A 26,450-nucleotide genomic window follows, 5' to 3' on the forward strand; every position below is an offset into this window, starting at 1 on the left:
CGATGCGGCAAAGTGTCATCTCCGCGAATGGAGTGATCTCCAAGTGAACCAACGCATCGATCCGTCCCTGCTTGCCCCGCCCGACCTGTCGTTCGCGACGCTCGATTCAGGCGTCGTTCTGCCGTACCTCGAACGGGGGACCGGCGAGCCGCTGCTCTTCGTCCACGGCTCGCTGTGCGATTACCGCTACTGGGTGCCGCAGCTCGACGGCCTTGAGGACGATTTCCGCTGCATCGCGCCGAGTCTGAGCCATTACTGGCCGGCCGCCGACGCCTGCATCCAGGGCGAGTTCGGCTGGGAAAGCCATCTGCACGAGCTGGCCGATTTCATCGGCGCGCTGGGTCTGGAATCCGTGCATGTCGTGGGTCACTCGCGCGGCGGCAGCATCGCCTACCACCTTGCGCGCCGCTATCCGCGTCTCGTGCGCACGCTCGTGCTCGCCGATCCGGGCGGTCCGCTGCGCCGCCTCGAAGACGACGACGACGTCCTGCCGCCGGCCACCAACGCACTGCGCACGCGCGCGGCCGATCTGATCGGCAATGGTCGGCTCGAAGATGGTCTGGAACTGTTTGTGGATTCGGTGAGCATACCCGGCGCATGGCGCAAGAGCACGCACGCGTTCCGCGCAATGGCGATCGCCAACGCGACGACGCTGCCCAAGCAACTCGACGACCCGCTGCCCGCCTACACGCGCCGCCCGGCTGCCGACATCAAGTGCCGCACGCTGCTGATCGACGGCCAGCGCAGCCCGCTGATGTTCCGCAACAATGTCGAGGCGCTCGAAGAGTGGATCGACTTTGCGCAGCGCGTGACGATGAAGGGCGCGACGCATGGCATGAACGCCACACATGCCGATCTTTTCAACACGCACGTGCGCAACTTCATCTACGAAGGCTGACGCGGGCTGATTGCACCGGCCTGGCGCGCGCGATCTTCCGGCGCGCGCCGTTCCTCGCTTCAGGCGTTCATTTGGCAAACAATTGCCCGATATCCTTGAACGCCTTGAATTCCAGCGCATTACCGCACGGATCGAACAGGAACATCGTGGCCTGCTCGCCCACCTGCCCCTGAAAGCGGATATACGGTTCGATCACGAACTGCGTGCCGAACTCGCGCAGCCGCTGCGCCAGCGCCTCCCAACGATCCCATTCGAGCACCACGCCGAAGTGCGGTACCGGCACGTCATGACCGTCCACCGCGTTGGTGTGCGCCGCTTCCTGCGAGGCGGTTTTCGGATGCTCGTGGATCACTAGCTGATGGCCGAAAAAGTCGAAATCGACCCAATGCGTGCTCGAACGGCCTTCCTCCAGACCGAACACGCGGCCATAGAAGTCGCGCGCGGCGGGCAGATCGTAGACGGGAATCGCCAGGTGAAACGGCGAAAGACTCATGGCTTGCTCCTTTTTATCTTCTCTATGGCGCGATCATGCGGGGAAACGGATCGCGTCATGGTAGGCCGCATGGGCGAGAAATAAAATCTATATAACCCGCTTCATCGCAACATCGGCATCGTGCATCGCCACGCGGCGCCGATGAGTGACGTGGCGCCCGCAAAAAAACCGCGGTGCGCCTCGCGGCGCAGCCGTGGTCTATCCAGTCAAGCGCATCAGCCGATCAGCCGCCCAGCGCCGGATCGCTATAGCTCGGATGCCCCGTTTCGACGTGACCCGCAATGCGGCGCACGAAGCTCGAATCGCTATCGACCGTAATCGTCAGGTCGTACCAGCCGTAGGCGTTGCGCAGGTCGAGATAGAGCTGTTCGGTGTCGCCGCCGCGCGCGGTGCGCTGGATCTTCGTGCCCGGATCGTAGGCGTTGACGATGGTGAACTGGCACCGCGCGGCGCCCGTGTTCTCCAGACGCAGTTGCAGATTGCCGTTTGCCACGTCGTAGCCTTCGGTCACTTCGGGGCGCGCCGTATTGCCGTTGCCGAACCAACCCGTCTGCGTCTGCTTGCCTGCAAAGCGGCGCAGGAAACCGTTCGGCCCATGCACGGTGAAGTCGTAGGCGCCCGTCGCGCCGATCGGCAGTTGATCTTCGAGACGCTTGCCCGCTTCGACCGTGTAAGTGAGCGGCGCATCGGCGCTGAGCGCCGCGTAGACGAGGAACACCGCGCCCGCGCGGCCCGTATTGATGAAATGCGCGCGAGCCTTGCCCGTCGATGCGTTCGCGTTGAAACGCACGAATAGCTCATAAGGCAGGGCACGCGCAAGACGCACGCCGCTCTCCTGCTTCGGCACGCTGCCGACCAGCGGCGGCACCGGCACGTAGTCGGGATGTCGATTATTGTCCGGTGGCGCGTAGCCGGTCGTCGATGGCAGCGTCGGCAGCGCGGCGTTGGGCGTGGTGAAGTTGAACGCCGAGGTCAGGTCGCCGCACACCGCGCGACGCCACGGCGTGATATTGGGTTCGGCGAGATCGTGATGCGAGCCGAAGCGCTTCTCGATGAAGCGGATCACCGACGTGTGATCGAAGGTCTCCGAACACACCCAGCCGCCACGCGACCACGGCGAGACCACCAGCATCGGCACGCGCGGCCCGAGACCATACGGGCCCGATGCGTACTTGCTGCTGCCGGGAAAGATTTCGTTGGCAATATCGACCGTCGACAGGCCGTTCGCGCTCGATGCGGGCGGGAACGGCGGCGCGAGGTGATCGAAGAAGCCATCGTTCTCGTCGTAGTTCACGAGCAGCACGGTCTTGCTCCACAGATCCGGGTTCGACGTGAGGATCTGCAATACCTGATCGACGTACCACGCGCCGTAGTTCGCGGGCCAGTTCGGATGCTCCGAGTAGGCCTCCGGCGCGACGATCCACGAGACCTGCGGCAGCGAGTTGTTCGCCACATCCTGCTTGAGCACGTCGAAATAGCCGCCGCCCGCGAGCACATGGGTGCCCGTGCGTGCGCGGTCGTAGAGCGGGTTGCCCGGCTGCGCGTTCTGATACTGCGTGAAGTAGAGCAGCGAGTTGTCGCCGTAATTGCCGATGTACGGGTTGTCGCCCGTCCAGCCCCACGAGCCCTTCGCGGTCAGCCCTTCGCCGATGTCCTGGTAGATCTTCCACGAGATGCCCGCGTTCTGCAGCACTTCGGGATAGGTGGACCAACCGTAGCCGGCTTCCGCGTTATCGACCACCGGGCCGCCACCGCTGCCGTCGTTGCCGACCCAGCCCGTCCACATGTAATAGCGGTTCGGGTCCGTGGAGGTCAGCGTCGAGCAATGATAGGCGTCGCAGATCGTGAAGGCGTCGGCGAGCTGATAGTGGAACGGGATGTCGTCGCGCGTGAGATACGCCATCGTCGTCGTGCCCTTGGCGGGCACCCACTGGTCGTAGCGGCCGCCGTTCCAGGCGGCGTGCGTGGTCGGCCAGTCGTGCGGCAGATCCTGGATGAATTGCAGGCCCAGGTTGGCGGCCGTCGGGTGAAACGGCAACACTTCACCGATACCCGCCGCGAGCGGCTGGTTCCACACCGGTTTGCCGTTGGGCAGCGCGATTGCGCGCGTGTCGCCAAAACCCCGCACGCCGCGCAGCGTGCCGAAGTAATGGTCGAACGAGCGGTTCTCCTGCATCAGGATGACGATGTGCTCGACGTCGCGGATGCTGCCCGTGCGGTTGTTCGCAGGAATCGCGAGCGCGTTGCGGATGCCTTGCGGCAGCATCGTCAGGGCGGTGGCCGAACCGGCGCTCATCGCGGCGGTGCGGAGAAAGTCACGGCGGCTTCTCGAAGTCATGTTGTGGTTTCCATCTTCAGGTTGAGAAAGCACGCGCGACGCCGCGCCGTCACGAACGACGGCAGGCGGCGCGAGGTCGCGCGGCCGGGTGCAGTCGTTGTCAATCGGCGGTGTGAATCTCGGGCGGGGCAAGCGGCGCGTCGCGTGTTGCGTTATTTGCTGCTGTGTCCGCGTCGCTTGCGCCGCCGGGGGCGGCGCTCGCATGAGCAGGCGAGCGAATCGCGAGCGCGGTGATCGCGTCGCTCCCGTTCGCGCTATTCGCGCTGTCTGGAGAATTCGATGGAGCCTGGAAGGCGGGTTCAGGCATGGGCTGCGCTTGCGCAAGCTCGCGCGCGGCGCTCGTGGTGAGCGCCGCGCGTGCATCGTCGGCGCGATCGCCGCATGCGCTGTTCGCACACGCAACCACTGCGACCATCACGCCGACGAGCAATACGCCGGGCAAGCTCAAACGTTTGCGCGGCGCGCTGCGGATACGCAGGCGCGCCGGCACGAAATCGACCGTCATCGAAGTCTCCATCCAGATAGAGGCCAACAACGGCTCGAGGAGGCGGCCCGAGCGTCGCCTTACCGCACGTAAAGCTACGGTAAGGCAGCGATGGAGCATAGCGAAAACGCTTTTAAGTTTTATGACGCGTGGCCGAGAGCGTTTTTATGCCCTGCTTGATGGCCTCAATACTTTCAAAGCGTAATAAAAGCCGAGGCACGCCGCTTGCACACGCAAACGCGCACAATGGAATCGCACTCCACAAATATCCGTGCGCAAATGCGAAAGGGGCGCCGATGATGAGCCAGTCAGTCAGCAAAGCGAAAAGTAACGAGGCGGCAAAAAGCGGCAAGCGAGGCAAGAAAGAGTCCGAGCTTATCCTCGATCCCAGGGATGCGAACAAGGATGCAAAGCTGGACAAGAAGCTTGATTCAAAGCGCGCGAAAAAGCTGCCCAGGCCCGCGGAACGCCAGGCAATCCTCACCGAGCAGCGCCGCCTGAAAATGGCGCGCTCGCCGCACGCCTATGTGCGCGGCAATACCGAGCGGTTCTACGAATGGATCGTCGAGGCGAATGGCGGCTCGCTGCCGCGCGGCCCCGCCGTCTGGATTTGCGGCGACTGCCATACGGGCAATCTCGGCCCGATCGCGAATCAGGACGGCAAGGTCGAAGTCCATATCCGCGATCTCGATCAGACCGTGATCGGCAATCCCGCACACGACCTCATCCGGCTCGGGCTTTCGCTCGCGACTGCCGCGCGTGGCTCGTCGCTCTCGGGGCTGACCATCGTGCACATGATCGAGGCGCTTGCGGCGGGTTATGAATCGGCATTCGAGACGAAGCGCAAGAAGCCCGCATTGCCCGAGCGCCCCGAACCGGTTCATCTGGCGATGAAGCTCGCGGTGCGCCGATCGTGGCGGCATCTCGCCGAAGAGCGTATCGAAGATCTCAAGCCGACGATTCCGCTTGGCAAGCGCTTCTGGCCACTCACGCGCGCGGAGAGCAAGGCCATCACGTCGCTCTTCGCCGACGAGGCGATCGCGAGCCTGCCCACGGGTCTGCGCGGGCGCAACGACGCAGGCGAAGTGGAAGTGCTCGACGCCGCGTATTGGGTGAAGGGCTGCAGTTCGCTCGGGCGTTTGCGTTATGCGGTGCTGCTCGACGTGGACGGCGGCGTGGTCGAAGGCGACGACCTCTGCCTCATGGACATCAAGGAAGGCGTGAAGGCCGCCGCGCCGCGTTACGAAGACGCATCGATGCCGCGCGACAACGCCGAACGCGTCGTGGAAGGCGCCCGCCATCTTTCGCCGTTTCTGGGCGAGCGCATGCGTGCGGCGCGCCTGCTCGATCGCGCGGTCGTGATACGCGAGTTGCTGCCGCAGGATCTCAAGCTGGAAATCGACGAACTCGACAAGGACGACGCGCGCAAGGTCGCTTTCTATCTCGCCGCCGTGGTGGGCAAGGCGCACGCGCGACAGATGGATCTGCCGACGCAGCGCGGCTGGCTTGCGGAATTGCGGCGCAATCGCTCCAAAACGATCGATGCGCCGCTTTGGCTCTGGAGTAGCGTGGTGCAGCTAGCCAGCAGTCACGAGGCCGGTTATCTGGAACACTGCCGGCGTTATGCCACCGGCGTGAACTAGCCGCCTGGCCTCAGGCATCGATGCGCCCGTAACCGCCGCCGCCAGGCGTTTCGACCACGAACACGTCGCCTTCGGCCATCTCCACGCTCGCGATATGACCGAGCGCGACGACCTCGCCGCACGCGCGTTCGACACGGTTGCTGCCCGCGCTCCCCGCCTTGCCGCCCGCCGCGCCAAACGGCGCGTGAATGCGGTTGTTCGAGAGAATCGATGCCGTCATCGGCGCCAGGAAACGGATGCGCCTAACCGCGCCGTTACCGCCGCGCCAGCGTCCAGCACCGCCGGATTCCGCGCGGATCAGATGCGATTCCAGCCGCACGGGATAGCGCCATTCGAGCACTTCGGGATCGGTCAGGCGCGAGTTCGTCATATGCGTCTGCACTGCGTCCACGCCGCTGAATCCCTCGCCCGCCCCGCTGCCTCCCGCAATCGTTTCGTAGTACTGATATCGTGCATCGCCGAAAGTGAAATTGTTCATCGTTCCCTGGCTCGACGCCACGATGCCGAGTGCGCCATACAGTGCGTTCGTGATCGCCGACGACGTCTCCACATTGCCCGACACCACCGCCGCCGGATACACGGGATTGAGCATCGATCGCTCGGGCACCGTCACGCTCAGCGGCTTCAGACAGCCTGCGTTAAGCGGAATATCGTCGCCCACCAGCGTGCGGAATACATAGAGCACCGCAGCCATACACACGGCCTTCGGCGCGTTGAAATTGTTCGGCAACTGCGCCGACGTGCCGCTGAAATCGATTGCCGCGCTGCGCGTCCCGGCATCGACGCGAATCGCCACTTCGATCACCGCGCCGTTGTCCAGTTCGTAGCGATACGCGCCGTCCTTGAGCGCGTCGATCACGCGGCGCACCGCTTCTTCCGCGTTGTCCTGCACGTGCTGCATGAACGCAAGCACCACGTCGCGGCCGAATAGCGCAACCATGCGGCGCAACTCGTCCACGCCCTTCTGGTTCGCGGCGACCTGGGCGCGCAGATCGGCCATGTTCTGATCGATGTTGCGCGCGGGATAGCGGCCCGATGCCAGCAGCGCGCGCGTTTCGCGTTCGCGAAGCACGCCCGACGACAGCAATTGCCAGTTGTCGATGAGTACACCTTCTTCTTCGATATGCGTCGAAGCCGCGGGCATCGAACCTGGCGTGATCCCGCCGATATCCGCGTGATGGCCGCGCGAACCCACATAAAACAAGGGCTCTTCGCGGCCTTCCGCGAAGACAGGCGTGATGACCGTCACGTCCGGCAAGTGCGTGCCGCCGTGATACGGATCGTTGAGCATGAACACGTCGCCGTCGCGCATCGTGCCGCGATTGCGTTCGATCACGGTCTTGATGCTCTCGCCCATCGATCCCAGATGCACGGGCATGTGCGGGGCGTTCGCGATGAGGTTGCCGAGCGCGTCGAAAATCGCGCACGAAAAGTCGAGACGCTCCTTGATGTTCACCGAACAGGCCGTGTTTTGCAGGCGCAAACCCATCTGCTCGGCGATCGACATGAAGAGGTTATTGAAGATTTCGAGGCGCACCGGATCGGCCTCGGTGCCGATCGAGCGACGCGTGGGCAGCGGCGCCACGCGCGTCATGACCACGTTGCCCTGTTCAGTTAGCGTGGCCTGCCAGCCGGGTTCGACCACGGTGGTGCCATTCTTTTCCGCGATGATCGCGGGGCCGTCGAGCACATCGCCGGCCATGAGTGTGTCGCGCTGATAAAGCGCGGCGTCGTGCCAGCAGCCGCCCGAATAGAAACGCACGCTGGCTTGCGCGATCGGTACCGCGTGGGCTTCGCGCGATGCAAGCGTGGCCGTCACGGCCTGCGCATCGGCCACGCCGATCGCCTCGACCGACGCCAGCTCGACGACGAGCGGCGTATCGGGCATCAGGAACGCGTAGCGTTGACGGTAGGCGGCGTCGAACGCCGCACGCATCGCGGCCACGCTACCTGCGTTCACCGCAAGCGCCGAATCCGTGCCCTGATAACGCAGATGCACGCGTCGCACAGCGGTGATGCGCGCGGCGTCAACGCCCTGTTCACGCAGCGCGCCGACGGCTTCCTGCGCGAGAGCATCGAGCGCGGCTTCGACGCCGGCGAGCGACGCGTCTTCCAGCACGACTTCGAGCGCGCGCTCGCGCATCGCGGTCTGATCGGCGAGTCCCATGCCGAAGGCCGAGAGCACGCCCGCGAACGGATGCGCGAACACACGGCTCATGCCCAGGGCGTCCGCCACGCCACACGCATGCTGACCGCCCGCGCCGCCGAAGGTCGTGAGTACGTACTGCGAAACATCGTGGCCTCGCTGCACCGAAATTTTCTTGATGGCATTCGCCATGCTGCCGATGGCGATCTCCAGATAGCCTTCGGCGATGTCTTCCGGCGAGCGGCGCCGGCCGGTCGCCGCGAAAATCGTATCGGCCAGCGCATTGAAGCGCTCGACCACCGCCGCGCGGTCGAGCGCTTCGTTCGCATGCGGTCCGAACACGCGCGGGAACCAGTCGGACTGAATCTTGCCGAGCATGACGTTGCAGTCGGTCACGGTCAGCGGGCCGCCTCTGCGATACGCGCACGGGCCCGGATTCGCACCCGCCGAATCGGGACCGACGCGCAGACGTGCGCCGTCGAAGCCCAACACCGAACCGCCGCCCGCCGCGACGGTGTGAATGCTCATCATCGGCGCGCGCATACGCACGCCTGCCACCTGGGTTTCGAACACGCGCTCGAATTCGCCATTGAAATGCGATACGTCGGTCGAAGTGCCGCCCATGTCGAAGCCGATTACCCGCTCGAAGCCCGCCGCCTGTGCGGCACGCACCATGCCGACGATGCCGCCGGCCGGCCCGGAGAGAATCGCATCCTTGCCCTGGAAACGGTCGGCGCGCGTGAGTCCGCCGCTGCTCTGCATGAATTGCAGATTGACGCCCGGCATTTCGCTCGCGACCTGATCGACATAGCGGCGCAGAATCGGCGAAAGGTAGGCGTCAACCACCGTCGTGTCGCCGCGCGAGACCATTTTCATGAGCGGTGAAACTTCGTGCGACACCGACACTTGCGTGAAGCCAATGCCCCGTGCCAGCGTCGCGAGTGCGCTTTCGTGCGCGGTATGACGATAACCGTGAATCAACACGATCGCGAGCGCACGGATACCCGCTTCGTAGACCTCGCGCAGCGACTTCCCGGCGCGATCCAGGTCGAGCGTTTCGACAATGTCACCCTGCGCACTCACCCGTTCGTCGATCTCGACGACGCGTTCGTAAAGCGCTTCCGGCATCGCGATGTCGAGATCGAACAGGCGCGGCCTGTTCTGATAGGCGATGCGCAGGACGTCACGGAAACCTCGCGTCGTCACGAGCGCCACGGCTTCGCCCTTACGCTCCAGCAGTGCATTCGTAGCGACGGTCGTACCCATCTTGACCATCTCGACGTCACGCGGCGTGATCGGCTCATCGGCGGCCAGTCCCAGCAGATGACGGATGCCGGCCACGGCGGCGTCGCGATACTGCTCGGGGTTTTCGGAGAGCAGTTTGTGCGTGGTGAGCGAACCATCCGGGCGGCGCGCGACAATATCGGTGAAGGTGCCTCCGCGGTCGATCCAGAATTGCCAGCGGGAAGGCATGCATGTGTCAGGGGTTTGATCGCGATTCATGACTCACTTTCTATAAGGATGACGAAATAATATTGACCGATATAGGGCTCGTGCGAAACGAGCCTTGAAAATCAGGCTGACTCGAGTTCGCGGCCGCGCGTTTCGGGCAGCGTGAGCGCCGCGATGATCAGCACGCCGTAGGCGGCGACGGCGAACATGCCGATGCTCGTGCCAAGACCAAACTGTTTTGACAACGCACCGATCAACACGGGAAACAGCGCCCCGATCGCGCGGCCCACGTTGTAGCAGAATCCCTGTCCCGATCCGCGTACGCGGGTCGGAAAGAGCTCGGTGAGAAACGCGCCCATGCCCGAAAAGATGCCGGACGCAAAGAAGCCGAGCGGAAAACCAAGCCACAGCATCGAAGCATTCGTGAGCGGCAGCGACGTATAGGCAAAGGCAATCGCCATCGATCCGACCGCGAACAGAATGAAATTGGGCTTGCGGCCAAGGCGGTCGGTCAGCCACGCGCTCGACAGATAGCCGATGTAGGAGCCCACAATGATCATCGCCAGATAACCGCCGGTGCCCATTACCGTGAGATGACGCTCGGTTTTGAGAAAAGTCGGCAGCCAGGTCGTGATCGCGTAGTAGCCGCCCTGCGCGCCCGTCGTCAGCAACGCCGCGCGCAGGGTCGTCGAAAGCAGCTTCGGCGCGAAGATTTCGGTGAAGCGCGGCACGTCGTTCGACTCTTGCTGCGCAGCCTTCGATTGCTCAAATACTTCGGGTTCCTTTACATATCGGCGAATCGCCAGAACCAGTAGCGCGGGCACGAGGCCGATCAGAAACAACACGCGCCACGCAATTTCCGGCGCCATCACCGAAAACAGTACGGCGTACAGCAGCGCGGCGATGCCCCAGCCTATCGCCCAGCCCGACTGCACGAGGCCTACCGCCTTGCCGCGGTCGCGCGCGCGGATCACTTCGCCAATCAGCACGGCGCCCGCCGTCCATTCGCCGCCAAAGCCGAAGCCCATCAGCGCGCGTGCAGCGAGCAACTGGTGGTAGTTCTGCACGAGACCGCACAGGCCGGTGAAAAGCGCGAACCAGAGCACAGTGAGTTGCAGCGTGCGCACGCGGCCAATGCGATCCGAAAGAATGCCCGCTATCCAGCCGCCGAGCGCCGACGATAACAGCGTCAAGGTGCCAATAAAGCCTGCGTCGCCAAGCGAAATGCCCCAGGTCGCGACCAGCGTGGGAATCACGAAAGACAGCATCTGTGTGTCCATGCCGTCGAGCATGTAGCCGACCTTGCAGCTCCAGAACGCGCGGCGCGCGCGTGGACCTGCTTCGGCATACCAGGAAAGCTGCGTACCGCTGTCGGTCTCGGCGGTCTCGCCCGCGCTCGCTGCGAATGTCTTGCTGTCCATCTGTCGCTCCTGTTGATAGACGCGTGGGGAAATTCCGGCGCCGGCTGGCCTAGAACACGGCTAGCGACGCATTGGTGATGTCGGTCATCAGCATGTGGCCGGGCGCGTGGGCAATCGCAAGCGGCAACTTCGCGGCCATCAGCGCCGTCTGGGGCGTCACGCCGCACGCCCAGTAGACGGGCAACTCACCTGGATGGATGGTCACCGCGTCGCCGAACTCGGGCCGCGCAAGATCGGCGATGCCCAACTCCGCCGCGGCGCCGATATGCACGGGCGCCCCGTGTACGCCAGGAAAGCGGCTCGTGATCTGCACGGCGCGAATCGCATCGGCGCCGCACAGCGGGCGCATCGATACGACCAGTTCGCCACCGAACACTCCGGCGCGGCGGTTCGCGATCCGGGTGCGATACATCGGCACGTTACGGCCCTCTTCCACGTGGCGCAGCCCGATGCCTTCCTTCGCAAGCATCTGTTCGAACGAAAACGAGCAACCGATCGCGAACACCACGAAATCGTCTTGCCACAAGGCTTCGATCGATTCGACGCATTCGCTTAGGACACCGTCACGATAGATGTTATAGGCGGGCACGTCGGTGCGAATGTCGATGTCACGGCCGAGCACGGGTAGGCGGAAATCGCCCGGTTCGCCCACGCCCAGCAGCGGACACGCCTTGGGATTCGCATGACAGAAGCGCAGAAAATCGTGCGCGAACGCGGCGGGCAGGATCGCCAGATTGGCCTGCGCGTAGTCGCCGCAGTGGCCGGCTGTCGATCCACGGAAATCGCCGTGACGCACGGCCTGGCGGAATTCATACGGGGTCATGTTGAGCCTGCTTTTTATCGATGACGGAAGGGTTGGCGTGATCGCCGCAAGTGATGCACAACGGATCGTTTGCCCTGAGACATAGCTTAAAAAAGAAGAAAATTTGACGCCAACTAGTTTTTCTAGCCATCGGCGGATAGAATTTCTTAACGAAACCACGGGTTTTCCCGGGTCACGTTGCCTTTTTTTGAAGCGCTTTCTTCCTCTTGTCGCGCGCCTCACGCCATGAACACCCGCTTTCTGGAGACCTTCGTCACGCTCGCCAAGCTGCGCAGTTTTCGCACGACCGCGAGCGCGTTGCACGCCACGCCCGCTGCCATCTCGCAGCGCCTGAAAACGCTCGAAGAAGAACTGCAGACCGTGCTGGTCGATCGCGAGAGCCGCGAATTCCGGCTCACGCCGAATGGTGAATACCTGCTCGGTTACGCGAAAGCCGTCGTCGAGGCGACCCGCCAGTTGCAGGCCGCCGCGTCCAATGAAGGCACGATGCGCGGCAAACTGCGGCTCGGCGTGATCGAAACCGTCGTGCATAGCTGGCTGGCAGACTATATGCGCCGTCTCGCAAACGACTATCCGCAACTCGAAGTCGAGCTTGCGGTGGACGTGAGCGTCGTACTGCAACGACGCCTGATGGCCGGCGAACTCGATCTGATCGTGCGCGTAGAAGGAAGTGATGAGGAATCCGTAGTATGTGACGCACTGGCGAATTACCCTGTGCACTGGATCGCGCGCGCGGGGCTGCTGCCGCTATCGCGCAGCGGGCTTGCAAAGCGCGTGCTGCGCCAGCCGATTCTCACCTTCGGGCGCGGAACCGCGCCGCATCGGGCACTGGAAGACATCGTCGGCAAGCTCGCACTCGCGAACGGCGTGCCGCTCTCCGAGACACGTATTACCGGCTCGCCATCGATTTCGGTGATCGTGCAACTTGTGCGCGACGGATTTGGCGTAGCCGCGATTCCGCGCCTCTTCGTCGACGATCTCATTGCGCGCGGCGAAGTAGTCGAACTGCCCTTGCAACCCTCGCCCCCGTCAATCGTGGTGTCGATGTCGCGGCGCGCGGACGCGCCGCTCTTCGTGCACGGCGCCGCCAACGCCGCGCGCACTGCATGCCATGACTACTGCGAGCACGGCGACCGGCGACTGATCGAGCGCCTGTAAGGCGCGCGCGGCGGCGAGCCTGGCGACAGATTGCGCAATCGCGCTGGTAAACTGGCGCCTCCGCGCGTGGAGCACGCGCATTGCCTCCACACCGCTGTTTTCAAAGCCTGCACATGATCGAGCCGTCCGCAATCGCCCACGCACTCGCCGAAAAGGAGATCGTCGCGGACGAAAGCCAGCAACGGGCGATCGACGCGCTCTGCGCCCTGCTCCACGGTGAGCGCGCGGACGCGGCGGGTCGCGAACATCGCGGCGTGTATTGTCATGGCCTGCCGGGACGCGGCAAGAGCCTGATCGTCGACACGATCTACGCGCTCGCGACCTGCGCGAAAAGGCGCATCCATTTCCATCAGTTCATTCGCGACATCAATCGGCTGGTCGTGCAGGCGCCGCGCAGCGACGACCGGCTCGGCGATGTGTCGCGCGCATGGCTTGATGGTGTCGATCTGCTCTACTTCGACGAATTTCATGTGCACGACATCGCCGATGCGTTTCTGATCGGCCGTTTTCTGGAAGCGGCGCTAGCGTGCGGCACGCGCATCGTGCTCACCTCGAACTACGCGCCGCGCAACCTGCTGCCCGATCCCGAGTTTCACGAGCGCTTCGAGCCGACCATCGCCCGCATCGAGCACCATTTCGATGTCGTCACGTTCGACGGTCCGCGCGACTACCGCGAAAACCGTGTCGAGTCGACACAACTTCGCTACTTCTCGCCGCTCGACGACACGCGCGAAGCGTTGTGGACGATCTTCGCCGACTACGAAGCGCAGGCGGCCATTCATCCCGCCGATGTCGAAGTGGCCGGGCGATTGCTTCCGGTCACGGCTGCGGGCAAGCAACTGGTGTGGGTCGATTTCGACGCGCTGTACGGCACGCCTCGCTCGCATCTGGACTATCTCGCGCTCGCCGAGCGTTGGCGCGGCGTGATTCTCGACCGGCTGGAGACCGCGATGCTCCAGCGCAATGATGTGCTGCAGCGCTTCGTCTGGCTGATCGATATTCTTTATGACCGCAAGCACGCGCTGTTCATCGCCTCGGACCGGCCGGTGCGCGCGGCGCTCGAAGGACTCGATGGCGCGCATGATGTGTCGCGCACCACGAGCAGGCTCGCCGAAATGCAATCGAGTGCTTATGTGATTGAACTCGAACGGGCGCATCGGGCGTCGGCCTCGCCGGTCGCCGCCGGGTAATTCACGTAGCGCCCATCCACGAGCGTGCCGCGCGCGGGCAGCTCCACACCGTTTTTCCAACTGTTGTACAGTCCCTCGCACCCTGACACGAAGGACAAACAACACAATGGACACCCTCTCCCGCTTCAAACCCGTTGCGCTCGAACATGCGAGCCGCCTCATCAATCACGGCCCGACCATCCTGGTCACGAGTTCAGACGGCACGCGTCACAACGTGATGGCCGCCGCCTGGTCGATGCCGGTTGAATTCACGCCGCCGCGCATTGCTGTGGTGATCGACAAGAAAACCTTCACGCGAGAGTTGATTCACGCGAGCGGCACTTTTGGCATCAGCGTGCCGGGGGCAGCGGCGATGGATCTCGCTTTTGCTGTCGGCAGTGTCAGTGGACGAGACGCCGACAAATTTACGCAATTTGGTATCGACTCGGTGAAAGGTCCAGTACTGGGTGTGCCCGTGCTTGAGACAGGGATCGCAGCCTGGATGGAATGCAAGCTGATTCCTGAGAAACACACCGAGGATGCGTATGACACGTGCTTTTGCGAGGTAGTGTCGGCAGCAGCGGATCCGCGCATTTTTTCCGGCGGCCATTGGGTGTTTGACGACAGCAATCGCGACCTGCATACCATTCACCATTTGGGCGCCGGGAATTTTGCGCTCGCAAGTGATGCGGTAAAGGCTCGGATGCTTGCTGGGTAAGGGTTTAGCGGGGATTTGATGAAATCCGCAGCGTTGTGTATAGCGCCGCAGCTTTTTTGATTGCGCACCAAATTAACTACAGAATACGTAGTGAAAGATACGAATCGGATTATTTTGGCGTCGATCGGAAGATGTGCTTCTCCGATACTTCATCTTTGGGGTCCGAAAACGGATCTTTGCGTGAAACATTCCTCACGGTGATGAGTTTTTCGGGCGCAAAGTCTTGTCGCATAAGGATTTTACCGGTTTATTCGAATTGGCGCGAATGTTTCACGCACTGGGGTAAATGGGTGAATTTAATGCGTAGAAGCTAGAGTCTGCGAGGAAAAGTCCGCGATTTTGCTTCATGATTGCCGAAGAATTGCTTCTGCAACACCAGCCCGAAAAATGGAGGCTTCGAGCGACGTCGCTAGCAGTTGAGCGATACCTGAGTAACTGCCGGCCCTCGACTATCTTGCCCTTCAAGCGACCAGTATTGTGGGCACTTGATTTGTCACTGAATTTTTCAGTTAGTTGCATTTATTGGATCTGTGGGTTCTTCTTTCCTCAACGGACATTTGTACCCGAACGTTTGCGTGAGATCCCGTGGAATCCACCGGATGCATACTGCTCCGCGGCTTGCGCCACTCCTATGGATATTCATAGCTAGGTCTCTGCGTCCTCTAACCCAAGGGCGCTCGCCAGGAACTGAGGACAACGTTTGCCTCTTAACGCGCTCATCGCAGGATGAAGGAGTTCGACCGACGATCAGCCCTGTTGATGGCATCGAGTCGGGAAAAGTGGGATAAGTTGTCCCGCGAGTAGCAGATGAGCCCCTGCTAACGGCGGTGTGATCGGGTGCTCGACGGCACGAAAAAAGATTCGGGGCAAGGCGCTTACGAAGTGCCCTTTAAATCCGACGTTAGCAAGTAGCGTTCGTGTGGACGCGGTGTACCCGACGCTGCTCATACATCGACGAATCCGCAAGACTCCATCGGGGATACCGGATCGCCGACCCACCTTCGGCTGTGGCTCTGCCAAGTCGTCACGTTAGATAGAGTACGCGCCAAAGCCGCCGGTGGCGCTTTCGCAGTCCTACCGGATGGCGATTTTCAGCTTGTGTCGAAGCGACACACTGCCGCGTTCTTGCTGTGTCATGGACGTCGGAATGCACGGGCCGCCGCTCCCTATACGTCTAAGCGTTGCCCTCTTTCGTCTTCCGCCAGGCATAGCCGAACCGGCGAGTCAAATTTGTTCGGCATGGTACGTCTGCCTACCTCTGTGTCGAGTTGACACAAGTTCCTCGACACTCGGCTCACCGGGAGCCTCAAAGGGATAGCTGGATTCGTAACACGCTTCAACAGCGGTACGCTCTCGCCCCAGTTAGCTGGATCGCAGCTTTAATAATTAAGCCATATAGCGCGACATGTGTCGGTTCGACACATGTCGCGCCGACAATCGCGCTTGCATTTGCTGTGGAGGCCTTGTGACAACTTCAGCCCTTTGCAGTCAGAGCGAAGAGAACCGTCATATCAGGCACATCCGATCCTTTCCCCGCTCAGCTGCTTATCGTCCTCCACGAGGTGAGGGTAGGACGACGCAAACCTTGACGCAGTCGCAAGTTCTTCGGATTCCAGGTACTCGTACACAGCTGCGCGGCGCAAACGTACGACTATGATCGATACCAAATAGTCGGTGGGAAACCGGAATCATGCTCGCTTCAACGCGCAGTTGCATTGTCTCTGTGGGATAGCTACCGCTCCATCATTCCGTACTGCCGGGACCGCAACGCTGGACGCGAGTACCGAAGCGTGTCGACTCGACACACCATATTGTCCGGATAGGGCATGTTTGAGCACCTGTCGGTGGTGAACCTGCGCACGGTCCATGGCCTCTCGTGTATGCAACTGGACGAGGATTCCACTCTTTAGTCTCCCCAATTGGATCGAGTCGTCACCGCCTGGCGGCGCTGCGGGAACGGTCAAGGAGATGGCGTCAGCATAGTTCAAGGATTGGTAGCAAAGCTGGTCAAGCAATTCTGTACACCCCCCGCAATCCGAGCGAGCGCCGCCGCGGCGTGCAACCCATTCATTCACAGCACCGACGTGGGTACAAGTTTTCGAATGGATTACGCTACGGAACATCATGAAACTGATCCACGGCTGGTGACTTGCGCTCAGTCGGCACATCCAGGTCAGGTAATTCAAGCGTTGAACAGGCAATTGAAAATGAAGCGCTGTACCCCTCCGCACCTGTGTCGACTCGACACAGGTGGAGTCAGACGAGGCAAGTATTCTTCCCGTGCCTCTTCATTCATGTCCACGGCCCCGCCGGAGTTGATCGCGTGTCGACTCGACACATAAACAACTTCTTGCCGAAAAGCATCCCAACGTTCCGCGCCGTCGCTATCAAAGCCCGTCACCCGCATGGCCAAAATCCCGCCCGCTTGTGTCGAGTCGACACAAGACATATCTAGCAATGCACCTTCCCTTCCCGTCCCAATCCCTGTGTCGACTCGACACACGCCCCGCAGCCAGCCATAAAAAAGCCCGCTTTCGCGGGCTTCTTCCATCTGCAGACTTTCACTAACTCGCTTCAGCCAGGTTTCACATTAAACAACTGGCTGATAAGTTCGCGAATCTGCGTCTCCTGGGCATCCGAAAGCACCCCGGTCTTAAGCTTCACGGTAAAGCTATTCGTGTCCTTCGTGATGCTCCCCGCGTGGCTCTTGCCCGAAAAAATCTTCTCGATACTGCGCTCCGAAACGCTCTGTTCGCTTTCGCCCCGGTTCGACTGTGCACCGATCGCCGCTGCCAGTTTCCCCTGATCAAGCGTACCCGCTACGACAGCTGGCCACAGCTCACGCGCAGCCAGCAGTCCACCCGCGCCGTGCTTCTTGATCGCCGATACGATTTCGTCCGCCGCCGACCCGCCCAGCAAACGCGGGTTCAGATCCAGATCTCGTCGAATGAAATCGGGCAACTTGTCGAACGAGAGAAAGCGATACAGGCCCTTGCGCGACATCCCAAGTGCCTCGGCCATGCGCGTGCGCGTCGGGAATTCCTGCTCCGCGCGACGAAGCGACTGACCGATTTCATAGTCCGTCAGATCTTCGCGCCCGACATTCTCGACCAGTGCAAGCACAGCCATATCCTGGTCAGAGCATTCGATCACCGAGGCTCGAATTTCCTCTGCATGCAAAATCACGTGAGCGCGCAGACGACGCTCACCGGCAATCAACTGATAACCGTGATCCGCCCGACGCACAACGACCGGCTCGACGAGGCCCACTTCGCGGATCGATTCCGCGAGCGAGGCCAGTCCCTCGTCGCTGAAAATCTTGCGCGGCTGCCACGGATTCGGCTGGATCGAACTGACCGGCAATAGCAGCTTGTCGCTATTCGTTTCGAGTTCCTGGATGCGTTGTTGGGCCACGGCCAGCGCGCCCAGCATGCCCGGACCGGTCTTGAACGCGCTGCTGCGACGCGGCTCCGGTGCCGCCGGTGCCGCGCGCTCGGTGGCTTGACGCTCGGACGCTGAGCCGAGTTCGGCGGTCTTGGCCGCCATCTTGTCGCGGAACGAACTCATTTCCCGGCCCTCCATTGTTCAACGTAAAGATCGTCGATCCAGCGCACGTAGTCCGTGAGCGGCTGTCGCACACGTGCGACCGTCTTGTCGGCGAGATCGCCCTTACTGATGTCGAATACCGTCGCCATCGCCAGCGCGCCATTGCTCATGGCCGAACTCGCTGGCACCTCCACCGAGCTCACCCAATCCTTATAGGTGCGCTGCACCCACGAGCGCACCACGGGCGCCGACGATGTCTTGCCGTAATCCACCTTCGACAGGAGTACCGAGACGAAGTCGTAAGTCTTTTCGTCGCCGCGCTCCATGATCGTGTGCGCGAGGTCGGAGAAGAGACTCCAGAACGAGACCGAACTGATGAAGTCGAGGCTTTCCGGCACGAGCGGCATCACCATCGCGTCGGCCGCCATCAGCGCATTAATGGTGAGATACGACAGTGACGGCGCGGTATCGAGAATGATGTAGTCGTAGTGCTGACGCAGCGTCTGCACGCCTTCGCGCAGCAAATCCCAGAACTTGAAGCCCGGATTCTTGATGACGGTTCCAGGAATGTGGAATTCCGCCGAGAACAACGTCGGGTGCGCCGGAATGACGTCAAGACCATCCCAATAGGTCGGTTGAACAAAATTCAGCAAACCGCCTTCCATTTGCGGGTCATAAATGTACGGCAGGACCGTGCTGTCCTCGGTCACTTCCTTTTCCGCATAGAGGCCGCAAAGCTCGGTGAGTGACGCCTGCGGGTCGAGGTCGATGAGCAGCACACGGCGGCCACGCAGCGTCAGACCCTGTGCGAGGCACATCGTCGTCGTGGTTTTGGTCGAGCCGCCCTTGAAGTTCGCGACCAGAATCACCTTGCCATCGGCATCGCGCACGCCAGTGTGCAGCGGAGTCTGATAAATATCCGATACCTGCTGCACCCAGACGCGCGCTTCGGGCAAGGTAAACACCCGACTACGTCCTGAACCTTGCGCTTCACCCTGGGGCAGGCCCTCGCGCGTCGCCAAAAGATTATTGAGCTTGATCCGGTCGATGCCGCACATCTCCGCGACCTGGGCCGAGGTAAACGTAGGTGCCATCTTGCGCGGCTTCGGCGCCAGCATCATTTCCCGAAGCTCTTCTGACAGAAGACCCGCCTCTTCCGCAAACTGCGTTACTGCCGAAAGATCGACGCGCCGGTCAATTGATGGAAATTCGATAGTCTTTGCCATTAATACGCTTTTCATCGGAATTTAGATAAAGCGTAGAATACAGGAAAAGCGTATCGAAACACACCGATTGAGACCGCTTTTTGAAAAAAGCGGCCTTTTTATTCGCGTTTTGACGGCCTCCCGAAGGTTCGTCCAGCCGTTGGGCTATCCCGAACGGCCGAGCCCCCTAGCAGGCGATTAAGTGCCTCTCTGACGGTCTGCCTATTTTTTAGGCAAAAACCCAATCCGCAGCACGCGAGCAAACTGTCAACGCCGCTCCTCCTCTTCCCATCCAAATCTAAAACCGGGATGACCCGACCCGGTTCAGCGCCGAGGTCACGTTTTTTGTGCAATTTCGCGAATTAGTGAAAGCGTCTTTATTGTGAGGGAAACACGGTAACGGATTTTGTGTCGTCCGGCGTTTCGTGTACACAGCCCGAGAGTGCAAACGGCACAAAAACCGTTACCAGACTTCCATCGCGGCTGCCGCACTAATGCGATTCCAGCGAAATGCACAAAAACCGTGACCACAAAATTCCGCTTCCGCAAAAGCAACAGAAATCTGCCCCAACAGAGACGTCCCCTCAGCCAGAATAACCCCTGAGTTCAGCATGTCCGCACAAAAATCGTTACCTCGGCGCGGCCCCTCTGCTAAAAACACCGTGTTCCAGCTCAGATTCAGGTGCGCACAAGAAACGTTACCTCTGCCGCCATCCGCTGCCGCTGCACAAAAACCACTACCAAAGGATCCCGCGCGGGACTTCGCACACAAACCGTTACCTGATCGTTGCATTCGCCGGGCGGATCCTTCCATTTTTCCTGGTCTCCCGCCGCAGCACATTAATCGTTACCTTCGAATCGAACTGCCGCACAGAAAACGTTACCCTTTCACGCCTCGTTCTTTCGCCCCTATCATCGTGTAAACCCTGGGATGCCCGTCAAATAGGCAAACTTGCCATCTCCAGCCTCGGTTTCCATCCCAGGATGATCAAAATCCCCCTACCTTGAAAGCTGCTAAGCGCAAAATTCCACGCGAAGCATCTCTTTTTGTGCGCGGTTGGTTTGTTTACTTAAAAACAAAAAACCTACAAACCCACTAACGTAGGCACTCGAAGCCTTTAGTTTCAATTAGTTAAGCCTGAAAAGCACCGGTCTATGTGCAAGAAGCACCGTTTTATGTGCACCCGAGTGCCGTTTTTTGTGCAGCAGATGCAGAGGTCTTTGTGCAATACGGCACGGTTTTTGTGCCGACGGTCTCGCGGGCAGCGTTTGAGGTAACGGTTATTGTGTTGACTTGTGTAAACGGAGTGATAGAGTCCCCGCCAATATCGACGGAGAGCACACGAATGTCGGAGGACAGCGGACGCAGGACGACCACCCAGCAGATGTCGCTCGGGTTGTTCGAAGAGATGTCCGGACAGCCAATCAGCGAAAGCACGAGAGAGATCGGCTTTCAGCGCAACAACGTTTTCGTTGCCATCAACGGGCTTGGCCTGTCGTCGCGGCGTTTCATTGACGCTGCGTATTTCATCGCGGCTCAGGAGCCGGTTCCGCATGAGACTTACGACGTCGACCTCAACTACTTCAAGTGGCTGATGCGCTATGAGAGCCGCAATGTGCGCCATCTCCAGAGCGTCATCAAGGAAGCGCAGCGTGTGCTGATCGAAGTGACCGACACGCCGCCCGAGCGCGCGCCCAGCGAGGACGACCAGTGGATTTCCGAGCAGTTGATGGGCAGCGTCAAGATCGGCAAGGGGCGCATCCAGTTCCGTATCCCGCCGCTGATGCTGCGTCATATCACGGGCCCCGAAAAGCACCACTGGCTCAACCTGTGCATCACGGCAGCGTTTTCGCAGACCTTTGCGCGCGCGATCTACGACTACGTGCAGCCCTATGTAGCCGCTGGTCTGACAGACTGGATCGAGCTGGACGTCATGCGGCGCTGGCCGGGCAAGCTCGGTTCGAGCGCTTCGGAGTTCAAGCACTTCCGGCCGAAGTACCTCGATCCCGCGGTCAAGCAGATCAACGAACTGTCCGACATCGACGTGAGCTACGAGACGCGCGCCGATTCGGGGACCTCGCGCAAGATCAACAAGATCCGCTTTCGCCTCAAGCGCAAGGACACGGTCGCGGCCATGCTGAGCCGTCAGCCCGATGCCCACGATCTGCTGCTCACGCTCAAGGAGGAGTTCGGCCTGAGCAACAAGCAGTTCGACGTGATCGCCGAGCATCGTGCGAACTGGACCGACGAGCGCATTCAGCAGGCGATCGAGTACACGCGTTTCCGTCTGAACCAGGGCAAGGTCACCAAGAGTCCTGCCGGTTACCTTATGAAGGCGCTGAGCCATAACTGGCAGGTCTCGGAGGCCGAGCGCAAGATGGTCGCGATCCAGAGCGAGCGTGCCGCTGCCGTGGACGCCGAGGAAACGGCCAAGGCCGCCGTCACCACCGCCGTGAAGCAGAGCATCGCCGCGCGCGACGAAGAGGCGCGCGCGCGCCGCAACGACGAAGTGCAGCGTGGCCGCGAGCACTTCGAATCGGCCGACGAGAAAACCCGCAAGGAACTCGTGCGCCTCTACACCGCCTCGCAGGCTGGCAAGCTCATGCTGCGCCGCCTGAAGCTGGAGGCGACCGCGCTCTCCGACGCAAACATTCTCAACCACTCCGATCTGTCCTGGTACTTCGGGCAGTTCGTGTACGGCAAGCTCAAGCAAACCGGCCTGTGATGGGCGTTTTCGATCTTTTGGGTGATTAAACGGACGCGTTGAGCGACGAAAGCGTCGCTCGCGCGGCAGCCCGGGCACGAGGGGCCGCATAGCCTGCAGGCAGCAGTGCGAAGCCGAAGGATCGGGAAGAATATCGTCGCTGGATCAATGACTTGGGTGATTCGTTCCAGGGAGTATCCACAAGGTTGCCAACAAAAACTGTGGATAACTCGCGCACTGCGATAGCGGCGACTTCGATGTTCCCCACGTATGCGTCCCCGCTTGAACACGCACGGAAATTACCTGGGAATCCTTATAAGATCACGCGACGATTGCGACCGTTTGGGGCGCTCCAGCGCCCAGCATGGTGCCGCGGCAGCATTGCGTGCCGCAGCGGCACGCGTATTCGCGCTGCGCTTCGCTATCCACCTGTTCGTCGATTTCCAGCGCGTAATCGATGAACAATTCTTCGCCGGCGGCGATATCGCGGATGGCTTCGATATACACGCGCCCATCGCCTTCGACGGCTTCGCAGTTCGCCGCACACGCGTGATTGAGCCAGCGTGCGCCATTACCCCCGCGCCCGCCGTCGATCACACGTCCATCCGAAAGACCGAACAGGAAGGTGTGTCCGGAGACTTCGCGGCGTGCGTTCCAGCGCGCCGCCTCGCGCCACGTGGTCACCATGCCCTTGTATTCGAAGATGCGCTCTCCCGCCCGTAACGGACGGAGCGCGAACACGCCTTTGCCATGCACTGGAGATTGCCGGACGGACACACGTTTCATGATTGCGATAACAGGAACAAAAACGGCAAGGGAAGGGGAAATGACGCAATGCTGGCCAAGTATCCGCGCCGAGTATAAGTCGAGAAAATAGTCGCGAATATGACGTTTCGAATATGTCGATGCACCTTCGTTGCTAGCGTCGCGATATCCCTGCGCGGCAAAACGGTTTGACGCGATCGCCAGAGCAGCGTTACGATGCAGCCTCGGTCAAGGGAAAGACCCACGACCGCCAATCTCTTGAGGGAGCCTCATGAGCAAGCTGACCCAGCGTTTCGACGCACTGATTTTCATTGGCCGTTTCCAGCCTCCGCATCGCGGTCACCTCGATGTGCTGCGCCGTGCGCTCAGCCAGGCCACCCGCGTGTGCATCCTGATCGGCTCGACCGACCGGCCGCGCACCATCAAGGACCCGTTCTCGTACGACGAACGCCGCCAGATGATCCTCGCTCTCTTCGATGAAGACGAGCGCGAGCGGGTCGTCATCGCGCCGGTGCAGGACTCGATGTACAACGACGGCGACTGGCTGCGCTGGATCCAGGACGCCGTGGCGTCCGAACTGGGCGACACATCGGGCCGCCGTATCGGTCTGATTGGCCACGAGAAGGACGGCAGTTCCTACTATCTGCGCATGTTTCCGCAGTGGGAATTCGTTGAAACGGACGCCACCGAGGACATCTCGGCCACCGAGATTCGCGAGCAGCTGTTTGCGGAGCGCAACAACAGCTTCGTCTCGTGGGCCGTGCCGGCGCCCGTGCACGACTGGCTCGAACGCTTTCGCACGCGGCCTGAATTCGCGCAACTGAAGTCGGAAGCGGAATTCATCGCAGGCTATCAAAAGGCCTGGGCGGCAGCGCCGTACCCCGTGACCTTCGTGACCGTCGATGCCCTCGTGGTGCACTCCGGCCATATCCTGCTCGTGCGCCGCCGCAGCGAGCCGGGCCGTGGCCTGTGGGCGCTGCCGGGTGGCTTCGTCAATCAGGACGAGCGGCTTGAGACGGCCTGCATTCGCGAGCTGCGCGAAGAGACCGGTCTGAAGCTGCCCGAGCCCGTCCTGCGCGGCTCGATCAAGGATCGCCAGGTCTTCGACCATCCCCAGCGCTCGCTGCGCGGACGCACCATCACGCATGCCTTCCTGTTCCATTTTCCGGTGGGCGAACTGCCGCGCGTGAAGGGCGGCGACGACGCCGACAAGGCACGCTGGGTGCCGCTTAACACGTTCGCGCGTATGCGCGACGTGATGTTCGAGGATCATTTCGACATTGCGTATCACTTCCTGGGGAAGCTCTGAGCGCGCGGCGAGCCGCGCACTAATAGAAGTTTTACCCGCTGGGATAGACCCGGCGGATTCTCAACGGCATAGAGGAGCTCTAGCCATGCAAGCCCATTTCGACACGTTCGCTTCCGTTCTCGCCAATCCGGTGATTAATACGGACTCCTATAAGGCGTCTCACTTCGTGCAATATCCGCCCGAAGCGACGGGCATGTTCTCGTATGTCGAGTCGCGCGGCGGACGTTATGACCGCACGGTGTTTTTCGGCCTGCAGATGCTCGCGAAGGAATATCTTTGCAGGCCCGTCACGGCGCAGATGATCGATGAATCAAAGTGCTTTTTCAGCGCCCATGGCGAGCCGTTCAACGAAGCGGACTGGCGCTACATCGTCGAGCAATATGACGGCTATCTGCCAGTGCGCATCCGCGCGGTGCCGGAAGGCTCGGTCGTACCCACCCACAACGTGCTCATGACGGTCGAGTGTGACGATCCCCGGGTATTCTGGATTGCTTCGTATATCGAATCGATGTTGTTGCGTCTCTGGTATCCGATCACCGTGGCGACACAAAGCTGGCATCTGCGCAAAACGATCGGCCGCTATCTGCGCAAGACGAGCGACGATCTTTCGCAACTGCCGTTCAAGCTGCACGACTTCGGCGCGCGCGGCGTCTCAAGCGCGGAAAGCGCCGCGATCGGCGGCGCGGCCCATCTGGTGAGCTTCATGGGCTCCGATACCGTGCTGGGCGTGATGGCCGCGAACCGCTTCTACCACGCGTCGATGGCCGCGTATTCCGTGCCCGCGGCGGAGCACAGCACGATTACGTCGTGGGGCCGCGAACGCGAAGCCGATGCCTATCGCAACATGCTCGCGCAGTTCGGCAAGCCTGGGGCGATCGTGTCGGTGGTGTCCGATTCGTACGATCTGTTCGCGGCGCTCGACATGTGGGGCGGCGAGTTGAAGCAGGCGGTGCTCGAATCCGGCGCGATGCTGGTCATCCGGCCCGACTCCGGCGAGCCTGTTGAGATCGTGATGAAGACCGTGCGGGCGCTCGATGCGGCGTTCGGCTCGACGCTCAATAGCCGTGGCCGCCGTGTGTTGAAGACCGTGCGCGTGATCCAGGGCGATGGCGTCGACGAAGCCTCGATCGAAGCGATCCTCGCCACGCTCGACGATGCGGGCTATGCCGCCGACAACGTCACCTTCGGCATGGGCGGTGCGCTGTTGCAGCGCGTGGACCGCGATACGCAGCGTTTTGCGATGAAGTGCTCGGCTATCCGTCTGGGCGACACCTGGACGGGCGTGCGCAAGGCCCCCGTCACCGACAGCGGCAAGCGCTCGAAGATGGGGCGCCTCACACTGCTGCGCAACCGTCGCACGGGCGAGTACCGTACGGCCGCGCTGCCGCTCGCGTGGGAAGACCGCATGCTCGAACGCGACTGGGAGGACGCGCTTGAAACCGTCTATGAAAACGGCAAACTGTGCGTGGATGTGACGCTCGATGCAATCCGCGAGCGCGCACACGCCGACGAGGTTTAAACCGCTCATTGCATGCGCCCCGAGCCGGGCTTGCGGCGCATGCATGCGTTCGATCAGGAGAAGCCGATGCAAGACCCCCAAGCCGATGCGAGCGCTTTGCCGCTGCCCTTGCTTACCGCACTCGACGGCGATCACCTGGAAGCCCATGCGCACGAAGCGATCCGCGTCTCGACGCTTGGCGCGGATGGCTGGCCGCATGGCGCTCAACTGAGCGTGGGCGAAGTGCTGGCGCTCGACGCGCAGACGCTGCTGGTGGCGATGTGGCCGAACTCGAACACGGCGCAGAACATGCGGCGCGATGGACGTCTCACGCTTTCGCTGGTGCACGACGGCGCGTTGCTAGAGATCCGCGCCCGTGCGCGCCTGGTGGCCGAGCAACAGACAGCGCTCGGCTTGAGCGTGTTTCGCCTGCAAGTCGAACAAGTGGACATACATCGCGCGAAGTACGCCGAGGTTCTGAGCGGCGTGACGTTTCGCCTTTACGAACGTGACGCCGCCGTGGCGCGCTGGCGCGAACAGATCGCGATGCTGCGCACTCACGTTCAAGGCTGAGGCAGATCGGCGGCGTGCACAAATAACGTTGCCATCAGCGCCATGCCCACCAGGGCTTGGCCGCACCAGACCAGATCGACAATGCCGTCGCGCTTCTCGCCTATGG

20 protein-coding genes are annotated in these 26,450 nt (G+C 61.5%); 9 read left to right on the plus strand and 11 right to left on the minus strand.

Going from position 1 to position 26,450, the window contains the following annotated elements:
- Positions 1 to 43 precede the first annotated feature (43 nt).
- Positions 44 to 898, plus strand: a complete 855-nt coding sequence (locus tag B0G62_RS27325; RefSeq protein WP_103707300.1) for an alpha/beta fold hydrolase — start codon at positions 44 to 46, stop codon at positions 896 to 898.
- A gap of 67 nt (positions 899 to 965) precedes the next feature.
- Here the strand turns inward: B0G62_RS27325 and B0G62_RS27330 are convergent, their stop codons facing one another.
- The 3 genes from B0G62_RS27330 to B0G62_RS27340 all read right to left on the minus strand — a co-directional run bounded on the left by B0G62_RS27330 (position 966) and on the right by B0G62_RS27340 (position 4,234).
- On the minus strand, positions 966 to 1,391 hold the full coding sequence (locus tag B0G62_RS27330; protein ID WP_103707301.1) for a VOC family protein: 426 nt from the start codon (positions 1,389 to 1,391) through the stop codon (positions 966 to 968).
- 223 nt (positions 1,392 to 1,614) lie between these two features.
- Positions 1,615 to 3,729 (minus strand): phosphocholine-specific phospholipase C, encoded by a 2,115-nt coding sequence (locus B0G62_RS27335; protein WP_103707302.1) that lies wholly within the window; start codon positions 3,727 to 3,729, stop codon positions 1,615 to 1,617.
- A 100-nt stretch (positions 3,730 to 3,829) separates the two neighbouring features.
- Positions 3,830 to 4,234, minus strand: a complete 405-nt coding sequence (locus B0G62_RS27340) for a hypothetical protein (protein ID WP_103707303.1) — start codon at positions 4,232 to 4,234, stop codon at positions 3,830 to 3,832.
- Between the two features lie 275 nt (positions 4,235 to 4,509).
- Here B0G62_RS27340 and B0G62_RS27345 point away from each other — a divergent pair, with 275 nt between their 5' ends.
- The gene (locus B0G62_RS27345) at positions 4,510 to 5,856 is read left to right on the plus strand and encodes a DUF2252 domain-containing protein (RefSeq protein WP_279629773.1); all 1,347 of its coding nucleotides are present in this window, start codon (positions 4,510 to 4,512) and stop codon (positions 5,854 to 5,856) included.
- Between the two features lie 10 nt (positions 5,857 to 5,866).
- Here the strand turns inward: B0G62_RS27345 and B0G62_RS27350 are convergent, their stop codons facing one another.
- The 3 genes from B0G62_RS27350 to B0G62_RS27360 form a co-directional block, all read right to left on the minus strand.
- Complete coding sequence (locus B0G62_RS27350) at positions 5,867 to 9,475, minus strand: hydantoinase B/oxoprolinase family protein (protein ID WP_407671189.1); 3,609 nt, start codon at positions 9,473 to 9,475, stop codon at positions 5,867 to 5,869.
- Between the two features lie 101 nt (positions 9,476 to 9,576).
- Positions 9,577 to 10,875: an MFS transporter gene (locus B0G62_RS27355; protein ID WP_103707305.1), complete on the minus strand. Its 1,299-nt coding sequence runs from the start codon at positions 10,873 to 10,875 to the stop codon at positions 9,577 to 9,579.
- A gap of 49 nt (positions 10,876 to 10,924) precedes the next feature.
- Positions 10,925 to 11,698, minus strand: coding sequence for a putative hydro-lyase (locus B0G62_RS27360; RefSeq protein ID WP_103707306.1), 774 nt, complete (start codon positions 11,696 to 11,698; stop codon positions 10,925 to 10,927).
- Between the two features lie 225 nt (positions 11,699 to 11,923).
- Here B0G62_RS27360 and B0G62_RS27365 point away from each other — a divergent pair, with 225 nt between their 5' ends.
- From B0G62_RS27365 to B0G62_RS27375, 3 genes are all read left to right on the plus strand, one after another.
- Positions 11,924 to 12,856 (plus strand): LysR family transcriptional regulator, encoded by a 933-nt coding sequence (locus B0G62_RS27365; RefSeq protein ID WP_103707307.1) that lies wholly within the window; start codon positions 11,924 to 11,926, stop codon positions 12,854 to 12,856.
- Positions 12,857 to 12,969: 113 nt separating this feature from the next.
- A complete protein-coding gene (zapE, locus tag B0G62_RS27370; RefSeq protein ID WP_103707308.1) occupies positions 12,970 to 14,046 on the plus strand; it encodes a cell division protein ZapE in 1,077 nt (358 codons plus the stop codon).
- A gap of 106 nt (positions 14,047 to 14,152) precedes the next feature.
- Positions 14,153 to 14,743: a flavin reductase family protein gene (locus B0G62_RS27375; protein ID WP_103707309.1), complete on the plus strand. Its 591-nt coding sequence runs from the start codon at positions 14,153 to 14,155 to the stop codon at positions 14,741 to 14,743.
- 2,182 nt (positions 14,744 to 16,925) lie between these two features.
- Here B0G62_RS27375 and B0G62_RS31480 read toward each other — a convergent pair.
- From B0G62_RS31480 to B0G62_RS31485, 4 genes are all read right to left on the minus strand, one after another.
- The gene (locus B0G62_RS31480) at positions 16,926 to 17,294 is read right to left on the minus strand and encodes a hypothetical protein (RefSeq protein WP_146055367.1); all 369 of its coding nucleotides are present in this window, start codon (positions 17,292 to 17,294) and stop codon (positions 16,926 to 16,928) included.
- Between the two features lie 23 nt (positions 17,295 to 17,317).
- Positions 17,318 to 18,310, minus strand: a complete 993-nt coding sequence (locus B0G62_RS27380; protein ID WP_103707310.1) for a ParB/RepB/Spo0J family partition protein — start codon at positions 18,308 to 18,310, stop codon at positions 17,318 to 17,320.
- A complete protein-coding gene (locus tag B0G62_RS27385) occupies positions 18,307 to 19,515 on the minus strand; it encodes an AAA family ATPase (RefSeq protein WP_027816482.1) in 1,209 nt (402 codons plus the stop codon). The genes B0G62_RS27380 and B0G62_RS27385 overlap by 4 nt, the downstream gene beginning before the upstream one ends.
- A 442-nt stretch (positions 19,516 to 19,957) precedes the next feature.
- Positions 19,958 to 20,287 carry a hypothetical protein gene (locus tag B0G62_RS31485; protein WP_146055368.1) on the minus strand — a complete coding sequence of 110 codons (330 nt, stop codon included), beginning with the start codon at positions 20,285 to 20,287 and terminating at the stop codon, positions 19,958 to 19,960.
- 553 nt (positions 20,288 to 20,840) lie between these two features.
- Here B0G62_RS31485 and B0G62_RS27390 point away from each other — a divergent pair.
- Complete coding sequence (locus tag B0G62_RS27390; RefSeq protein WP_103707311.1) at positions 20,841 to 22,220, plus strand: replication initiation protein; 1,380 nt, start codon at positions 20,841 to 20,843, stop codon at positions 22,218 to 22,220.
- 300 nt (positions 22,221 to 22,520) lie between these two features.
- Here B0G62_RS27390 and B0G62_RS27395 read toward each other — a convergent pair whose 3' ends face one another.
- A complete protein-coding gene (locus B0G62_RS27395) occupies positions 22,521 to 22,985 on the minus strand; it encodes an SET domain-containing protein (protein WP_103707312.1) in 465 nt (154 codons plus the stop codon).
- Between the two features lie 250 nt (positions 22,986 to 23,235).
- Here B0G62_RS27395 and B0G62_RS27400 point away from each other — a divergent pair, with 250 nt between their 5' ends.
- The 3 genes from B0G62_RS27400 to B0G62_RS27410 all read left to right on the plus strand — a co-directional run bounded on the left by B0G62_RS27400 (position 23,236) and on the right by B0G62_RS27410 (position 26,344).
- Positions 23,236 to 24,273 carry a bifunctional nicotinamide-nucleotide adenylyltransferase/Nudix hydroxylase gene (locus B0G62_RS27400; RefSeq protein WP_103707313.1) on the plus strand — a complete coding sequence of 346 codons (1,038 nt, stop codon included), beginning with the start codon at positions 23,236 to 23,238 and terminating at the stop codon, positions 24,271 to 24,273.
- 85 nt (positions 24,274 to 24,358) lie between these two features.
- The gene (locus tag B0G62_RS27405) at positions 24,359 to 25,792 is read left to right on the plus strand and encodes a nicotinate phosphoribosyltransferase (RefSeq protein ID WP_103707314.1); all 1,434 of its coding nucleotides are present in this window, start codon (positions 24,359 to 24,361) and stop codon (positions 25,790 to 25,792) included.
- 66 nt (positions 25,793 to 25,858) lie between these two features.
- Positions 25,859 to 26,344 (plus strand): pyridoxamine 5'-phosphate oxidase family protein, encoded by a 486-nt coding sequence (locus tag B0G62_RS27410; RefSeq protein ID WP_103707334.1) that lies wholly within the window; start codon positions 25,859 to 25,861, stop codon positions 26,342 to 26,344.
- Positions 26,345 to 26,450: the final 106 nt, after the last annotated feature.

The organism is Paraburkholderia eburnea (assembly GCF_002917095.1).
Classification (GTDB): Bacteria; Pseudomonadota; Gammaproteobacteria; order Burkholderiales; family Burkholderiaceae; genus Paraburkholderia; species Paraburkholderia eburnea.

Bases quoted from the DNA above. Each gene is read 5' to 3' on its own strand.
- B0G62_RS27375 (WP_103707309.1), top strand. From the start codon at position 14,153: ATGGACACCCTCTCCCGCTTCAAACCCGTTGCGCTCGAACATGCGAGC.
- B0G62_RS27395 (WP_103707312.1), bottom strand. From the start codon at position 22,985: ATGAAACGTGTGTCCGTCCGGCAATCTCCAGTGCATGGCAAAGGCGTG.
- B0G62_RS27390 (WP_103707311.1), top strand. From the start codon at position 20,841: ATGTCGGAGGACAGCGGACGCAGGACGACCACCCAGCAGATGTCGCTC.
- B0G62_RS27345 (WP_279629773.1), top strand. From the start codon at position 4,510: ATGATGAGCCAGTCAGTCAGCAAAGCGAAAAGTAACGAGGCGGCAAAA.
- B0G62_RS27360 (WP_103707306.1), bottom strand. From the start codon at position 11,698: ATGACCCCGTATGAATTCCGCCAGGCCGTGCGTCACGGCGATTTCCGT.
- B0G62_RS31485 (WP_146055368.1), bottom strand. From the start codon at position 20,287: ATGCAACGATCAGGTAACGGTTTGTGTGCGAAGTCCCGCGCGGGATCC.
- B0G62_RS27330 (WP_103707301.1), bottom strand. From the start codon at position 1,391: ATGAGTCTTTCGCCGTTTCACCTGGCGATTCCCGTCTACGATCTGCCC.
- B0G62_RS27405 (WP_103707314.1), top strand. From the start codon at position 24,359: ATGCAAGCCCATTTCGACACGTTCGCTTCCGTTCTCGCCAATCCGGTG.
- B0G62_RS27365 (WP_103707307.1), top strand. From the start codon at position 11,924: ATGAACACCCGCTTTCTGGAGACCTTCGTCACGCTCGCCAAGCTGCGC.
- B0G62_RS27355 (WP_103707305.1), bottom strand. From the start codon at position 10,875: ATGGACAGCAAGACATTCGCAGCGAGCGCGGGCGAGACCGCCGAGACC.
- B0G62_RS27380 (WP_103707310.1), bottom strand. From the start codon at position 18,310: ATGAGTTCGTTCCGCGACAAGATGGCGGCCAAGACCGCCGAACTCGGC.
- B0G62_RS31480 (WP_146055367.1), bottom strand. From the start codon at position 17,294: ATGGAAGAAGCCCGCGAAAGCGGGCTTTTTTATGGCTGGCTGCGGGGC.
- B0G62_RS27335 (WP_103707302.1), bottom strand. From the start codon at position 3,729: ATGACTTCGAGAAGCCGCCGTGACTTTCTCCGCACCGCCGCGATGAGC.
- zapE (WP_103707308.1), top strand. From the start codon at position 12,970: ATGATCGAGCCGTCCGCAATCGCCCACGCACTCGCCGAAAAGGAGATC.
- B0G62_RS27385 (WP_027816482.1), bottom strand. From the start codon at position 19,515: ATGGCAAAGACTATCGAATTTCCATCAATTGACCGGCGCGTCGATCTT.
- B0G62_RS27340 (WP_103707303.1), bottom strand. From the start codon at position 4,234: ATGACGGTCGATTTCGTGCCGGCGCGCCTGCGTATCCGCAGCGCGCCG.
- B0G62_RS27350 (WP_407671189.1), bottom strand. From the start codon at position 9,475: ATGCCTTCCCGCTGGCAATTCTGGATCGACCGCGGAGGCACCTTCACC.
- B0G62_RS27410 (WP_103707334.1), top strand. From the start codon at position 25,859: ATGCAAGACCCCCAAGCCGATGCGAGCGCTTTGCCGCTGCCCTTGCTT.
- B0G62_RS27400 (WP_103707313.1), top strand. From the start codon at position 23,236: ATGAGCAAGCTGACCCAGCGTTTCGACGCACTGATTTTCATTGGCCGT.